The sequence below is a fragment of the Deltaproteobacteria bacterium genome, from assembly GCA_016874775.1.
Lineage (GTDB): Bacteria > Desulfobacterota > Binatia > Bin18 > Bin18 > VGTJ01.
Map to the genome: position 1 here is coordinate 24,859 of VGTJ01000031.1, position 15,077 is coordinate 39,935.

13 protein-coding genes are annotated in these 15,077 nt (G+C 52.6%); 8 read left to right on the top strand and 5 right to left on the bottom strand.

The window, feature by feature from the left end; all coding sequences use genetic code 11:
• Nucleotides 1-118: 118 nt before the first annotated feature.
• Nucleotides 119-730 carry a hypothetical protein gene (locus tag FJ147_07525; protein MBM4255732.1) on the top strand — a complete coding sequence of 204 codons (612 nt, stop codon included), beginning with the start codon at nucleotides 119-121 and terminating at the stop codon, nucleotides 728-730.
• Here the strand turns inward: FJ147_07525 and FJ147_07530 are convergent.
• Complete coding sequence (locus tag FJ147_07530; GenBank protein ID MBM4255733.1) at nucleotides 720-2,924, bottom strand: DUF2330 domain-containing protein; 2,205 nt, start codon at nucleotides 2,922-2,924, stop codon at nucleotides 720-722. The two genes, FJ147_07525 and FJ147_07530, sit on opposite strands and share 11 nt — an antisense overlap.
• A gap of 121 nt (nucleotides 2,925-3,045) precedes the next feature.
• Here FJ147_07530 and FJ147_07535 point away from each other — a divergent pair, with 121 nt between their 5' ends.
• Together FJ147_07535 and FJ147_07540 are read left to right on the top strand one after the other, a co-directional pair.
• Nucleotides 3,046-3,612 carry a sigma-70 family RNA polymerase sigma factor gene (locus FJ147_07535; protein MBM4255734.1) on the top strand — a complete coding sequence of 189 codons (567 nt, stop codon included), beginning with the start codon at nucleotides 3,046-3,048 and terminating at the stop codon, nucleotides 3,610-3,612.
• A gap of 57 nt (nucleotides 3,613-3,669) precedes the next feature.
• Nucleotides 3,670-5,160, top strand: coding sequence for a hypothetical protein (locus tag FJ147_07540; protein MBM4255735.1), 1,491 nt, complete (start codon nucleotides 3,670-3,672; stop codon nucleotides 5,158-5,160).
• A 161-nt stretch (nucleotides 5,161-5,321) separates the two neighbouring features.
• Here the strand turns inward: FJ147_07540 and FJ147_07545 are convergent, their stop codons facing one another.
• The gene (locus FJ147_07545; GenBank protein ID MBM4255736.1) at nucleotides 5,322-5,867 is read right to left on the bottom strand and encodes a hypothetical protein; all 546 of its coding nucleotides are present in this window, start codon (nucleotides 5,865-5,867) and stop codon (nucleotides 5,322-5,324) included.
• Nucleotides 5,868-6,056: 189 nt separating this feature from the next.
• On the opposite strand from FJ147_07545, the gene FJ147_07550 reads away from it, so the two are divergent.
• The 3 genes from FJ147_07550 to FJ147_07560 are packed head-to-tail and all read left to right on the top strand — an operon-like array spanning nucleotide 6,057 to nucleotide 9,246.
• Nucleotides 6,057-6,773, top strand: a complete 717-nt coding sequence (locus FJ147_07550) for a cysteine hydrolase (GenBank protein ID MBM4255737.1) — start codon at nucleotides 6,057-6,059, stop codon at nucleotides 6,771-6,773.
• Nucleotides 6,770-7,966: a zinc-binding dehydrogenase gene (locus tag FJ147_07555; GenBank protein MBM4255738.1), complete on the top strand. Its 1,197-nt coding sequence runs from the start codon at nucleotides 6,770-6,772 to the stop codon at nucleotides 7,964-7,966. Before FJ147_07550 ends, FJ147_07555 begins: the two co-directional genes overlap by 4 nt.
• A 2-nt stretch (nucleotides 7,967-7,968) precedes the next feature.
• Complete coding sequence (locus FJ147_07560; GenBank protein MBM4255739.1) at nucleotides 7,969-9,246, top strand: MFS transporter; 1,278 nt, start codon at nucleotides 7,969-7,971, stop codon at nucleotides 9,244-9,246.
• A gap of 45 nt (nucleotides 9,247-9,291) precedes the next feature.
• On the opposite strand, the gene FJ147_07565 is transcribed toward FJ147_07560, so the two are convergent.
• Complete coding sequence (locus tag FJ147_07565) at nucleotides 9,292-11,691, bottom strand: cyclic nucleotide-binding domain-containing protein (protein MBM4255740.1); 2,400 nt, start codon at nucleotides 11,689-11,691, stop codon at nucleotides 9,292-9,294.
• 135 nt (nucleotides 11,692-11,826) lie between these two features.
• On the opposite strand from FJ147_07565, the gene FJ147_07570 reads away from it, so the two are divergent.
• Together FJ147_07570 and FJ147_07575 are read left to right on the top strand one after the other, a co-directional pair.
• The gene (locus tag FJ147_07570; GenBank protein ID MBM4255741.1) at nucleotides 11,827-12,345 is read left to right on the top strand and encodes a hypothetical protein; all 519 of its coding nucleotides are present in this window, start codon (nucleotides 11,827-11,829) and stop codon (nucleotides 12,343-12,345) included.
• Nucleotides 12,315-13,172: a hypothetical protein gene (locus FJ147_07575; protein MBM4255742.1), complete on the top strand. Its 858-nt coding sequence runs from the start codon at nucleotides 12,315-12,317 to the stop codon at nucleotides 13,170-13,172. The genes FJ147_07570 and FJ147_07575 overlap by 31 nt, the downstream gene beginning before the upstream one ends.
• A gap of 100 nt (nucleotides 13,173-13,272) precedes the next feature.
• Here FJ147_07575 and FJ147_07580 read toward each other — a convergent pair whose 3' ends face one another.
• The gene (locus FJ147_07580; GenBank protein MBM4255743.1) at nucleotides 13,273-14,565 is read right to left on the bottom strand and encodes an Hsp70 family protein; all 1,293 of its coding nucleotides are present in this window, start codon (nucleotides 14,563-14,565) and stop codon (nucleotides 13,273-13,275) included.
• Between the two features lie 62 nt (nucleotides 14,566-14,627).
• Entirely contained in the window at nucleotides 14,628-14,945 is a 318-nt protein-coding gene (locus FJ147_07585; protein MBM4255744.1) for an MFS transporter, read from the bottom strand.
• Nucleotides 14,946-15,077: the final 132 nt, after the last annotated feature.

Genomic DNA, 15,077 nt, shown 5'->3' on the forward strand with positions numbered 1-15,077 from the left:
GCATCATGTCATGCTGAGCGTAGCGAAACATCTCTCTCCAGTGTTCGGGGAGAGATTCTTCGCTTTGCTCGGAATGACAGCAGCAGACAGGCACGATTATCCGGATAGGCTGTAAATTGTGAAAAAGCTACTCTGGAGTGTTCTCGTCCTTGGTGTTATCGGTCTCACTGTTGGTGGGTGGTGGTATCTCCGCCTGCGGTCTGCCGCCCAACAATGGGAAGGCCCGGTGGCAGAAATTCTCAGCGAAAAGCTAGAGAAAGACACCGACACCATGACGATCGAGTTCACTTCCAGAGTCGATGCTCCAGTCGCGACGGTTTTCCGCGCATTTACTGAGCCTGAACGTTCGAAAGAATTTAGTGATGCTGTCCGCTATGCAAAACTCTTGGGCAGTGAGGATAATCGAAAAACCGTTGAGCTTGAGATGGTGATTCTCGGGCAACCGCAACGGATGATCCTTGAGTTTACGTTTATCGAAGCAGAAAATCGTGTCGCTCTCAAAACCGTCGAAAATCAGTTTTCTGAGCTCACTGGGCAGTACCGTCTCACGTCTTCACCTGATGGAACGAAAACACTGGTCACCTACAGCGGCATTGCGAAAGATAAAGCGAAGTTACCAGTACCGTTGGCATTGCAGAAAAGCGCTTTGCGCGAGACCTTTGTCTCAACGATTCGAGCGTTGAAAAAAGGCCTCGCTGCTCAGCAAGCACAACCACAACCTACTTCTTAAACAACGATTTGATCTGCTCTTTCCACCCTTGCTCAGAGACAGTCGCAAGTTTCGGTTGACGGGTGCGAATCTGTTGCAGGTCCCAGCCGGTCAGCGAAGCTAACGTCTGCGCTTCACGCTCTTGTCGCTGGGCAACTTGTCGCAAGTATTCCTGTCCAGCCGGGCAACTCGCAACGCCTGTCCACGGATGTCGCAAGATGTATCGTCCCTGAAAATTCGAGGCATCTTGGGTAATTTTAAAGGATAAATCTTCCGGGAAGTGTTGTGCGTCGTAGCGAACGTGCAGTCGCGTTACGAAAGCTTGTACTGCTCCACCACCTGGCCACGGCATCGTTCCAGGCGCCATGCGCTCACGTGAGCCACCAAGCCACCACACTCCAAGGGTTTCTAGTTCTTGCTGCAACAACGGATCAGCAGCACACGGATCGCACCAGTTCATATTCCAGGCGTATTCAGTAAACACTGCCTGTGAATTTTCCTTGATAGTCGCGGTACGGAACATGTCGGTGTAGAACTTAGTAAATTCCTGCTTAATGTATGGAGGGACTTCTTGATCGCTTGGTAGCTTCGGATTGCGATAGTTGGTGACCTCGACCCGATATTGTTTGGTGAGGAAGTAAATGAGCAAGTCTTGTGGGCCATCGGCGTTGATCATCCCCAAGCGGATCGGCAGCATGAAGCGTGGCGATTCAAAGGCAAACTGAAGTGGTCGTAAAGAGGTGAATCCCGACTTTCCTTGTTCTTTCAGGTTCACTTTGGCGACGAAAAACTTCATGTCGTTGCGGATGTATGGAGCCAGCGCTTGCGACGCACCACTCGGGATATTGTAGTCATTCTGCTTGAGCCAGGTTTCTAGTCCTTGCGACTCCTTCGCAGAAAGCACTACGATGTCATATTCACCGACTGTATATTCAGCTTCAATTCTTACCCCCAGCGAAGCCGCCCGTTCGTCGCGCATCTTTCCTACGGTAGCGGCAGGTGCTTGCGCGATCATTCGACTTTCCTTCTCCATTACTGCAACCATACATGGATCAGGGTCAAAGTATTCGACCAACCGCGGTGCGGAGTAGGCATCGAGATGCTCGACTACTTTCGGATCGATTACTCGCACCATCTCCTTTTCCAGAACAGTAGGGACGGGGATCACCATCGCGAACTCTTTGAGGTCACCTTTGTAATTATTGACCATCGTGATCACGGTTTTGTCTTCATCACGGACAACGACAACCTGTGAGGCTGAGTTATAGAGCTTGGCGTCAGCACGGGCGACATAAAAACCACAGAAGCTATAACCAAGGCTCGGCCACAAGAGCACGAGACTGAACAATAGAAGTGTCACACGAACAAACTGCTTTTGCATACTGGAAACCTCCTGAGAAATGGGTTGCACGGTTACGGGTTGACTACTGCAGGACACGGGCTGCGTGTTACGGGTTGCGTAGAGCCAATCAAGGAATGGAACGGTGGGAGCGAGAAACAACAGCGCCCACAATGGCGTGTCTTTCCAGTACCACCATTGAGCAAAGTAAAAGCTGACCAGCGCGACCAGACTGGCGTGCAATATCCGCCCCCATCGTGCTTGTGGCGCCGTTTGCGGATCGGTCAGCATGTAAAAGGTAAACAACCACAGCGCACCGTTGTTGAGACGATGAACGAAAATATCAACCGGATGGGGATAGCCGTAGTAGAGAATGCGGGCACATTCCAGCACGGAACTTAGAATGAGGAAGGTAAGCGCACTATCGAGCCGCCCGGCTCGTAGCAAGACAAGAATCCCAAGACCTCCTAAGGCAAGCGGCAAGATCGCCAGATGTCCCCACTGCCCAGACGAGAGCCACCCTGGCAAGAGGACAGTTCCCAAGAGTACGGCAAAATTAGTCGGGTTCAGCCAATGCCGTCCACGCCAGCGGATAAAGTATTTGCTCGCCACGGCCAGGATAATCACCACAGGATAGACCCACGCTGCAGACGACCGAAACAGCAAGAGGACACTGAGGGAACTAATTGTTGCGCTCAGAGGTCGAGGGGTACGAGTAGACCGACATAGCGCACAGAAAAGATACTCACTAAAGATCCCGCTCATGACCGTCACGACCATCACATTCAGCAACAACGGGAAATCGAGCGAGTGAAGACCAAACAATAAAATTCCCGCCAAAACCATCACCTGCCAAAGGCGTGCATCATGTTGCATGTCGTTCCTCTTTCGTGCGCTTTATGAAGTAAGACCGCCAAGCGTGACAAATCGGATCACGTCGCTTGGACGATTCGTCACAAGTATTGTATGTCTAAGAAAGGAAAGGTGAGTTGTTTGGTTGCTGGCAATGCACGCACGTGAGGAGAACAGTCGCCCAACGGAGGATTGGAGCAGTGTCATGGAGGAATTGCTCCACGGAGCGCCGGACGCTAAATCCCTTGCCTTCGCCAAGCTTAGCCGCCTTATTTCTGGGTTTCTGGTGAGCTTACGTGCGTTTGATCATCGTGAAGAGTGGGAAGACTTGCGCCAGATTGTCTTGATGAAATTGGTCCAGAGCTTCGGACAAGGAAAGCTGCGCGAACCCAAAGCCTTTGTCGAGTATGCACGGATCATCACGCGCCACGAATTTTATGACTTCTTGCGCACCACGCACGGAGCGGAGGTCAGCAGCGATCCTCCAGACCTCAGCACGGCTGAACCGCTTGATGAAACAGCAGCGTTATCGCTTCGCACGGCGTTACACCGTCTACCAGAAAAGCAACAGCAGGTTGTGCGAGCCGTATACGTCGAAGGACGAACCTATGAAGAAGCTGCGGCAGTAACGGCTATTCCGTTAGGGAGTTTGAAACGGTATCTGCAACAGGCATTGACCCAGTTACGAAAACAACTTTTTGCTGAACACTGATCTCATTTGGCGATAGTTTGGGTCTTTCTTAGTAGAAAGGAACGAAGCACTGGTCCTATGGGTGACACGTGTCATAAAGCTCAGGAAATCGATCTCTCACTCTTTCTGCTCGAACCGCAAAGTTCCGCGTGGCAAGAGTTCAGAGCGCATTATCCACACTGTGCAACATGCTCTGCTGAGTTGCGACAGTGGACCACGCTTGAACAACAGCTACGCTCGCTGGACGATTCCAGAACTCCTCCCCACCCATCCGCAGAAACACTGGTCACCTTTCACAAAAGGCCGCAGATCCTGTCGGCAGCAGATCGCGTTTCAATCGCTGGGCACCTACGCGCCTGCGCTGCCTGCCGCGAAGAAGTCAAACTGCTGAGTTCCTTCGACTTCTCGCTCGTGCAAAAGTGGGCTGGCGAAACAAAATCGACGGTGACCATCGACGAACAAACCTCTTGGAGTACTCGATTCTGGGACACGTTGCGATCAGTGTTTTTTCACCCAGCTTTTGCCTTTGGTTTGGTATTACTGCTGGCGGTTCCTTTTGTTCGTTCGTACTACTCTTCCTCTTTCAACCAAGTCCCTATCTCCTCTGATGTTGTGACAGCTTCAGCGCCAACTGCCGGAGAACGACAGAGGCAAGCAGAGCAAAAGAAGGAAATCCGGGTTGAAGAAGAGAAGGCAGCTCAGAGTCAGCCTTCGGTTGCTGCCTCTGCACCTCTCCAGACACCACCACCAAGCGAAAAAGCCAAAGAAGATACTGCTCCAGCAAAGCTTGCCAAACAACCTCTGCAACGCGAAGACTTGGCATTGAAGGATGAGCGAGCACCAACACCCCCTCCACCTGCGGCACCTCCTGCTCCCTCGGTTCCTCTCGGAGCGGGTACCCGTGATGTGGAAAAGCCAATTCGCCAGGAGTCTCATTTAACAGAAGAAAAAACACGACAAGCGCCTGTTGCTCCGCCAGCACCTGCTGCCATCGCCGAAGGAAGAACTAACAGCCCGGAGATGCTAGCAGCACGCAAGCGGAATCTAGAAACCAGGGAAGCACGAAGCACCGAAGGAGAGGCAGTTCAGCAAGAACATGCGCAGGGAGGAGCTTCTTTTGCGGCACCTGCGACCAGCGTCGCACCGCAAATTGAAGCATTGGCACGCGGAAAGACCACTCTTTCCGAGAGCGATTCTCTCAGTGCACGCTCTTCACTCACAGAGACATACAAGAATGCCTATGAAGCACGCGACCTCAATACACTCGGACAGGTGTGGAATGTAGACCTGACGTGGCGGGAAGCATTGCGGAAGTTGTTTACGCAGAGTCAGCACGTTTCGACATCGCTCACCCTCAACGAAGAGCAAATGACGGCAAGCGCAGACCAGCGGCAGATTTCTATACCTTTCTCACAAACGGTCACCACCGTGAATGATGACGGACAAACCGCAACCTATGGACCATTTTTCTGCATTGCCGATTTGCGGAAACAAAACACCGGCACGTGGCGGATTCAGAACTTAGAGGAAGATCCGCAACATCCTGGGCAGTGTCGGATGCAACCGTAAACTACTGGTGCTGCTCTCATGGACAACGTAAGAGAAAAACAAGAGCGCCACCCTAAAGGAAGTGAAGGGCCTCTCAGAGAGATTCTTCGCTTCGCTCAGCATGACGACATCGAATGCATACTGGGAAATCGCACCCAGTTAGGCGCCCTGATGGCAGTATCTTACGATCCACTTTCAGCCGCAGGTTCATTCACTTCATCCTTTGGCGCTTCGCTCGCCCGCTTCGCCCCAACTTCGATCACTTCAGTTCTTCGCTCACGAAGGAATCGTGCAACGTCACCGGTTGCGCGGAGCAACATCTCCATATAGGCAACCTCGTCATTCGTCAGTGTCGCCAAACCTCGATGATAATCTCCTAAAGCAGTAACAAGGTCCTGCGTCTTCTCTGGAATAATCTCGAACTTGGGAGTAAGGCAGGTATTCACTTTCTCAATGAGTGCTTCAATAGCTTTGGTTTGCTCCTCATTGACACTCTTCGACAACATATCTTGCCACAAGACTTCCACGGCATAGCGTGCCGGGTGCTCGCGACGCAATCCTGCACTCAGTTGATACAGTTGTGTTGCCAGAGCTTGCACGTTCGACGGGCGCTTCCGCGACACGACAGCATTCGCCTTAATAAGCTTCTCATAAAACTGGTTGAACCCGAGATAGTCGACCAGCTTTTGCACGATATCATCACATTCTTTCACCGTTAGCTGTGCCATCCACCATTCTCCTTCTCATCTACGGACCAACTTTAGCAAGGTTCGACGGAAATGACAAAACTTCCCTTGCTCGTCAGGCGCCTCTTGCTTGCACCGGGCCGCAGTAATGAGTAATGAGTAACAAGCAATAAGAGTTGAGGTGCTTACGGTCGGTATTCCGTCAGAATCAATTCGCAACCGGGAGAAACTATGACTGATCACGAGAAAATTCTCGCTATTATTCGCCAGAAGGATCAAGTGCCCATTACCATCGACTCACGCAAGACTGCGTTGCTCGTGATCGATATGCAGCGCTATTTCGTCAGCCCCGCTTATCCATTGATGCAGACCTTCGAGAAACTTGAACCTGGGGTCACAGGCCCATACTGCGAGCGAGTGAACGCGACGGTGATTCCCAACATCAAGCGCTTGCAGAATTGCTTTCGTGCTCAGCACCTACCGATTATCTACACCGCTATCGGAACATGTACGACTGATGGTCGCGATCTCAACCAGATGTGGAAAGACCTCGACCAGCTTAGTCTCAATGTCATTGGCACGCGCATGTTCCCCCGCGTCGGTGATCCAAGTTGGGAAATTGACGACAGTATCAAACCTACGGCCGATGAACTCGTCATCAACAAAACGTCGAGCGGTACGCTCAACTCCACCATGCTCGACCAGACGCTACGCAATATGGGAGTCGAATCACTAGTAATTAGCGGGGTCACGACCGACGTTTGTGTAGAAACTACCGCTCGCGATGCTGCAGATCGGGGGTTTCAAGTCATCATTGTTGAGGATGCATGCACGGCATTTAGTGAGACGCTTCATCGCTCAGCACTGCAGGCCTTTAGTCTCGCATTCGGACGAGTCCGCAAGGCCGAAGAAGTCGAACAACTGTTAAACAAGGCAGCAAAGCTATGAAAGCCATCCTCTTTTTGCCACAAAAACAACTAGGCGCAACTGCTCCAGAGCATCTCCCAGGTCTTGCACACTTGCGTTTGACTGACGTCCCGGTTCCAGACTTGCCCAGTGAAAACTGGGTCGTCATCAAAAGTAAAATTGCTGGCATTTGTGGCAGTGACTTAGGATTTCTGCAAGGCAAACCCATGCCAGCCGCAGAGCCATACTTTCAGTTACCAATTATTCCTGGTCACGAACTGTTTGGTGCAATAGAGGCGGTTGGCAAGAGAGTGCGTGGATTTTCTGTCGGCCAGCGTGTGTCAGTCGACCCCTCAATCGGTTGCAAAGAACGAGGATTCAAGTCTCTCTGTCAGCAATGTCGCACCGGTAACCCCGGTATTTGCGAGCGGCTTGCTGAAGGCTGTCTCAGTCCAGGCATTCTCATTGGCACCTGCCGAACCACCGGTGGCGGTTGGGGGGAGTATTTCGTCGCGCCAAGTAACCGCTTGTTCCCAGTGCCGGACAAGATTGATGATGATGAAGCCTCGCTCCTTGAACCCTTCGCAGTGTGCCTACGCGCGGTACTGAACAATCCACCGCAGAAGAAAGAACTCGTCGTCGTTATTGGTGCTGGGACGATCGGGCTTATGAACGTTGCTGCGTTGAAAGCAGTGGAGCCAAGCTGTCGCATTGTCTGTATCGCCAAGTACCCGTTTCAAGCCAAACTGGCACGCACCTTAGGAGCTGAGCATATTATCGATGCTCAGAAAGCTGGTGTGATGGAACGGGTCGGCGAACTAGCGCAAACGAAAGTCCACAAGCTCTCGCAGGGCGGGGCATTACTCGCCGGTGGGGTCCGACTGGTGTACGACACCATCACCAACGACACGACGATCAATCAAGCGCTGCGTATGACCTGTGGAAAGGGGACAGTAGTTATTCTCGGACTTGCAGCATTGCCTCAAGGAATCGACTGGACTCCCATCTGGCTCAAAGAAATCAAGATTGTTGGGAGCCTCACGTACGGCACGGAAGTGTTCAAAGGCAGACAGATAGACACCTTTGGTCGTGCGATCGAGTTTATCGCCCGTCGCCGTGCCAATCTGACCGCAGTGCGGCCACGGAAGTACCCACTTGAACGGTATCGTGAAGCCTTGACAGAAGCGGCAAGCAAGAAGACCTCTGGTGCAGTAAAAGTATCGTTTGCGGTGTAATTATGGCACATCCACAACAACCTCCACCGCCCTTCCTCTCCGGTTGGTGGATCGTCTTCATTGCTGCGATCGGCCTCTTCATGGGTTATGGCCCGGTAGTGTCCTTCACTTTCGGTGTCTTTCTCAGAACGCTGAGTCAGGAGTTCGGCTGGAGTCGCGGCGATATTTCTCTGGCGTTTTCGATATCTCTATTTGTGATGAGCCTGGTGTTCCCATTGGTTGGACGCCTGGTCGATCGCTTTGGTGCGCGCAGGGTGATTATTCCTTCGATCATTCTTTTTGGTCTGGGACTGATGTCACTGTCATTATTGACCGGCAATATTTGGCAGTTCTATGCCGTCTACATTGTGCTGGGACTCGTAGGTGGAGGAACAGCGCCGGTGCCATATTCTAACGTACTTTCACATTGGTTCGACAAACGACGAGGCTTGGCGCTTGGCCTTGCGATGGTTGGGCTCGGGCTTGGCGCGTTTGTTACGCCCTCGCTTGCCCAGATGCTGATTACTGCTCACGGCTGGAGGTACGCGTACGTCGTATTCGGCGTGATGGTTATAGTCGTTACCGTTCCTGTGGTTGGACTCTTTCTCAAAGAAACCCCAGGAATGGTCGGGCTTTCTCCAGATGGCGCAGTAATGAACTCAACTGCGGCGCTTGCAAACAAACAGCAATCTGGTTTGACCGCACAAGAAGCGAGGCAAACTTCAACATTTTGGGTGTTGGTCAGTGCGTTCTTTCTCATGTCAGCCAGTGTCCACGGTTGCCTGATTCATCTTGTTTCGCTTCTCACCGATCGTGGCATTTCTCCTCAGCTCGCTGCTGCAGCAACCTCACTGTTTGGTGCGGCACTATTGTTCGGACGTGTTGGCGCTGGCTACCTGCTTGACCACTTCTTTGCTTCTGCCGTTGCGCTGGGTTTCTTCTGTGGAGCCACGCTCGGGTTCCTTTTGCTCTGGAGTGGAGTTACAGGAACCGTCGCATTTGTAGCCGCTTTCCTCGTCGGCCTTGGTATGGGGGCCGAGGGCGATATCATTGCATATCTTATCAGCCGCTACTTTGGCCTTCGTGCCTTTGGTGAAATTTACGGTTACGCTTTCGGTGCGTTTACCCTCGGCGGTGTTTTTGGTCCACTCTTGATGGGCAAAGGCTTCGACACTACTGGTTCGTACAACCTCGGGCTCGGGATCTTCGTGGTTGCCACGTTAATCGCGGCAGGATTGATGACTCGCCTGGGGCCATATCGAACGTGGGAAGCACCGGTTGGAGCGGAAGCTGCAAGTTAGAGTCAACATGGGCGAACACGGTACCCCGCACCCCCATGAAATGGCCTACGGCAGCAACTTCAACCACCGCCAATAGGGAATCGACACGGCGATGGCCAGCCAATAAATCACTCCAAAACTCCACGCCAGCATTCGTACCTGGCTATGCGAAAAGGCTTTCTCTTTGGTGCCAAAGTATAATGCGAGATAGCACGTGCTCTGGTAGGGCAGAAACCACACAGTCACGCTGATACAAATCACTAGCAGTAATGGCAGTGGATTAATTCCAGCGGCAGTTGCGATCGGTACGATCGTCAACGTCAGCAATGACACGAGTGGAAAACTCGGTAGGATAAAACGTGCCGCAAAAATCGCCACAGCCATGACGAGCAGAAATTGCGTTGGATTTGCGGCCAACGGTTCTAACAATGGGGTCAAAAGGCGAATGACCCAAGTATCAATCCCCAGTTGTCGCACCACGCTCGTGAGACTGAGCACCGCGCCAAGATAAAAAAGAAAATCCCAGTTAATGCCGGAGCGAAACGCTATGCGGTCAAGCAAGTTCGTCGCAAGCAACAGCAAAAGCCCGAGCATCGCCACCCATGCGACATCAACACTATGATACGGAGCGCTGATCCAGCCGACCATCGCACCAAACACGACGAGCGCATTGATCAGCTCTGCCCGTGACAGCGGCCCTAACGCTTCAATTTGTGTGTCGATCAATCCGCGCGAGACCGTCGGCTGAAATTCTGGTGGAAAGAGAAATTGGATGACGAGGAACGCCAGCAGAAACGTCACAATCGCCGCTGGTAGGGCTGCCAGGAACCACCCTCCCCAGCTAATTTGTGCACGTGCAGCATCGGGCAACAATCCCCAAGCCAGGAGGTTCTCTGCTGCACCAGTAAGAAAAAATGGACTCATTTGCCCAAAGCCGAGCATCGCTGCCATCGCCAATCCGGCTGACCCATTACTACGGCGTGTGTAGCCCAATGAATCTGACAGTGCCAAAATAATCGGCCCGGCAATCGCCGTCCCAGAGGTCGTATCAGGAATACACGTTGTGATCCCTGAGCCGCTGAGCCCGAGTCCCAAGGTTTGGCCACGATAGGTCAGCGGAAAACTCCGGAGAATGTGTAACGCTAGACGAAACAGGAGCCCAGAACTCTGCAAAGACGCGGTCATGCCCAGCACGCCGATAATGAGAAAAAACGGACTAGCCGTGAAGCCAGAAACTGCAACTTCAGGAGGGACAATCGAGAACAAAATCCAACCAACCACCAACCCGATACCGACCACATAATCAGGCAGCACATCAAAGACCCAAAAGACCACCGCCCACGCGAGAAGCGCCAGCATGCGCATCGCGGCAGTGTTAAGTTCACCGACTGGGGGGGCAAACCAGATTCCTAACGCAAGAGCAATACCGAAGCCTCCCGCAAGCCATTGCGTCAGCCAGGCCGGAACGTGCCGCGCAATGAATCCCGATTGCGGAGTCTGAGAAGACGCTTCTGGTTCATCAGCGAACGCCTGCGCAAGGCGTTGCTGAAGAGGCGCGAGACCGTTCTCGCGAAAATCTTGTGGAAAGTGGTCAAGCCACTTCTGTAGTGAGTCAAGGCGATCAGCGGCAAAATTTTCGTTGGCATGTGATATCAGCGCCTGCTCTGCCGCCTGAAATGCCTGAGCCGCAAGATAGTGGTCTAGAGCAAGTGCCCACTGCCCACGTCGCTCGTACAACTCCGCCGCTCGCTGATGCAAGGCGCGAACACCTTCATCGCCGACCCGCTCTCGCAACTGCATATGAAGGAACTCGCGAATCGCTTCTGGATAATGCAATCCCTCACCGACTCCAGACACGAAGTTACCACTCTCGGCTAGCCTCGCTAACTGTGTTTCGGCCTCGGTGTAACCTGTCAGTTCACGAACGATCGTCGGATCAAGCGTGGCAAGCGGTGACGTTTGGGTCAGGAACTCTTGCTGGGTCGACGACTGTGCGCGAAAGAGCGCATCGGTTTGCCAGTTAAAGGCCGCCTGCACCTTGGACAACTCTTGATTGCGACTATACAGCCGGTCACTCAACACACGAGTAAACTGCAAAATGAGCCACGGGTTCTCCTCGATCAGGCTGTCGAACTTTTCCTTTGGCAATCGCCACAGTTCGACATCAGTCCGTGCCATAACCGTTGCCGACCGCGAGCTATCAGAAAACAAAGCCCGTTCACCGAACCATTCATGGGCACCAATCACGGCGACACCTTCACGCTGGTTGCCACCGCGGTTCACCAAAATTTCGAGCGTACCGGATTTGATAATATAAAAGTCGTGCGCGGCTTCTCCCTCGTAGCAGATAACGGTTCCACGAGGATGTTGTTCTTCCCGAAGGTCAGCAATAATTTTCGCCAGTCCTCCTGGTGGGAGGTCCGCAAACAAGGGGACGCGGCGTAACACTGTCGCAAGCGATTCCATAGCCGCCCTGTCCTAACATACGCAACTCACTACCGGTAGAGGCCACAATCACCTCTGCCCTCGTCAAAGGGATTCCTGACGAGAGGACAGCATTCTGCTAGATTTCGTGGCAGAGCTTCTTTTTCAACAACGCCTATGAGTGAAACGTCACAAAACTCCAACACTCCTCAGCAAAACATCAGGGATGCTTTAGCAGCGGTCGTCTATGAGAGCTTACAGCCGGTCTCCATAGGCCTCAGCTTTCTGTACGTCGTCTTTATTGTCACTCACGGGCTGGTTCTTCCCTCAGCAGTAGCATGGAAAATGATGACTGCGGCCTTTTTGTCGGCAATGGTCTTTGTCATTTTTGCCAGTCTGGTAAAACGATCAGTCCTGACGGTGCACCACGCGCATTTGACTGCCGCAGGGATCGCACATGTCGTGCTCGGGAATAGCCTTCTCCATCTGTACCTCACGGGAGAGATCTACCAGACCACCAACATCCTTCTGACGATCGTTGGGGCTGCGTGTTTCTTTCTCTCGATTCCGAGTTTTGTCTCCGTTTTGGGCACAGCGTTTGTCGGCTGGGGACTGATTGCCTGGGCGCTCCCCCCTCATCAGAGACTGTTCATTTCGTTTTCTCCATGTTCGCCGCGACAGTGCTCGCCTTGTTAATCTTCTACGTGCGCTTGCGTATTCATCAACGACTCGAACATCTTCGTTTACAAGACATTCGACAGAAGGCTGAACTAGAGCGGGCTCTCGCCGCAGCACAAGAAGTGGATCAACTCAAAGATGACTTGATCTCGACAGTCAGTCACGAATTACGCACGCCACTGACCAGTTTACTCGGGTTCACTGAACTCATGCTGGAACGCGATTTTCCCCCAGCGAGACAGCGTGATCTGCTCGGCATTATGCACCGCGAGTCCCAGCGCCTTACCAATCTCATCAACAACTTTCTTGATCTGCAGTCGATCACGACTGGACAGCCGCGTTATCATTTCACCGAAACTCAACTCACTCCACTGCTCCATGAAGCGGTGTCAGTCTTTTCCCAAAGCGACGGTAAACACGAATGGAAACTTTCCATTCCCGATGCGCTACCGTCGATTCGCATCGATACAGAGCGTATTCAGCAAGTGCTCGCCAATCTGGTTTCTAACGCGGTGAAGTTTTCCCCTGAAGCCGGAACTATTACGGTTGGCGCAGAACTACAACAAGCCGAGATCAAGGTCTGGGTAGCCGATCAAGGAATAGGCATTCCCGCTGAGGCTCTCCCCAATCTGTTCAGCAAATTTTTTCGCGTTGACAACAATGAAACACGGACGATAGGAGGAACTGGGCTAGGACTCGCTCTTGTCAAAGAAATTATCGAGGCCCATCACGGACAGATATGGGTGGAAAGCGCTCTTGGGAAAGGCAGTACGTTCTTTTTTACGTTACCAGCGACTTCCCAATCGCTGGCACATGGTGAACGGCCATTTGCAGAAAGCGCTTAGGGCTTTCATCTCATCCATGATGAGGGACCAGTCTTGTCACGCTTGCCTCCGCGGACGTGACACCTCTCAGCTCAATCCGTCAAACACTCGACCGGCGATACTATCTCTGCTCTAACGCCCGTAACGCCAACCCCCGCGCGACAGTCGTCAGCTCCTCTCCACCTCGGAGGCGGCTCTCGCCAAATCGTTCAGCAAAAATATGACGCACCGCTGGCACGAAAGATGAGCCTCCTGTGAGGAATACACTATCAACATCACCTGATGTCACCCCACAAGCAGTCAGAAGCCGATCAACACATCCAGCAATCACGCGCAACTCGGAATCGATCCAGGTCGTAAACTGGGCGCGTTCTACTCGTGCGGCAATATCGACCGGCAAATCGCGAAACGTGAAACCTCCAGTCGTTCGCTCTGACAACTCACACTTCGTTCCTTCAACCGCTCGTGCGAGTTGGTAGCCGAGACCTTCGTTCACAACGTGAATCAGTGCCTCGATCTTTCGGGGTTCAAGAGACTGGAAGTGCAGTTGACGGAGGGACTCCATTGTTTCGCGGGTTTTGAGGAGCGAAAGCTGATGCCATCGTTCGAGTTTTTCGTAGATCCACAGTGGCGCGGACAACACACGACCGAAGGGAGTACGATACTGCGATCCGAGCCCTAAATGAGGGGCCACTAAATGGCGAATAAAACTGCTATCAAACGCATCGCCAGCAAGAGCAACACCATCAGTACCGAGAATATCTTTGGACCGCTGCCCTCGGGCATGTGCGGTCGGACCTAATTGAATCAAACAGAAATCACTCGTGCCACCACCGAAGTCGGCAATCAGCACCAGCTCATCATGATCGAGCTGCTGTTCGTATTGATATGCCGCCGCAACCGGCTCAAGTTCGAACTCAACCTGAGAGAACCCTGCTTGTTCCAGAGCGACTCGCAAACGCGCTAGGGCCGCCTCATCTTCGCTGTCGGTTTCTGTCCCCGAGAAGTGCGCCGGGCGACCAACAACTACATGCTCGCCTAGATCACCAAACTGCTTCTCTGCCGCACTGCGCAGTTCATGGAGAATCATGGCAATCAATTCTTCCAGCGTAAACGTATAGTTAAAAATCACCGTTTGTTTGAATAGCGGGCTACCCAAATGGGACTTCATTGACTGAATCAATCGCCCTTTGGTCTCTGCTTGCAAGTATTGGGAGATCGCCTCTGGACCACCAATTGCGCGCGGTTTGCCCGTGGGTTCGAGATTCTCCGGATCAAAATACAAAACTGAACGAAACATTGCGGTTGACTGCCTGTCAGCAGAAAAGCTCGCGAGCTGCGCTGCGCCGTCCGCTGTGGCGACAGCAATCGCACTATTGGTGGTGCCAAAATCAAGGCCGATCACTCTGGGCATAAGCAAACGTCTCCCAGAGAACAATAGACGAGCACGCGCACGCGCGCACTACCCTAGCACGATTACGCAGCATCCACTTTGTGAAAATCGATCTCTCGCCCTGGATGGACGCCGAACCAGAACAGCGCACCGATCACTGCTAATCCAGCAGATGCATACAACGCTCCATCCCACCCGAAGTGGTGAGCTAGTGGCGCGACAAGCGCTGCTGTCACAAACGGGAGGCTGCCATAGAGCCCACCGTGAGTGATCGAAAATCCACGAACGTTCACAAGGTACAAATAGAACCAGGAAAAATAGAGATAGGCGATATATCCGATAGTAAAGCCTTGCAACTCCAGAGAGACAGAGTATGCTCCCAGCAAAAGCACTGGGGACAAGAGAGGTCACCCAGCAAAACAGGAGGGAATATGGCTCAGACTACTGTTTTCAAAAACGCGCGGCTGATTGACGGCGTGGCGAATCAACCTCGCAGCGGTGTGTCAATTGTGGTCAATGGCGAACGCATCAGT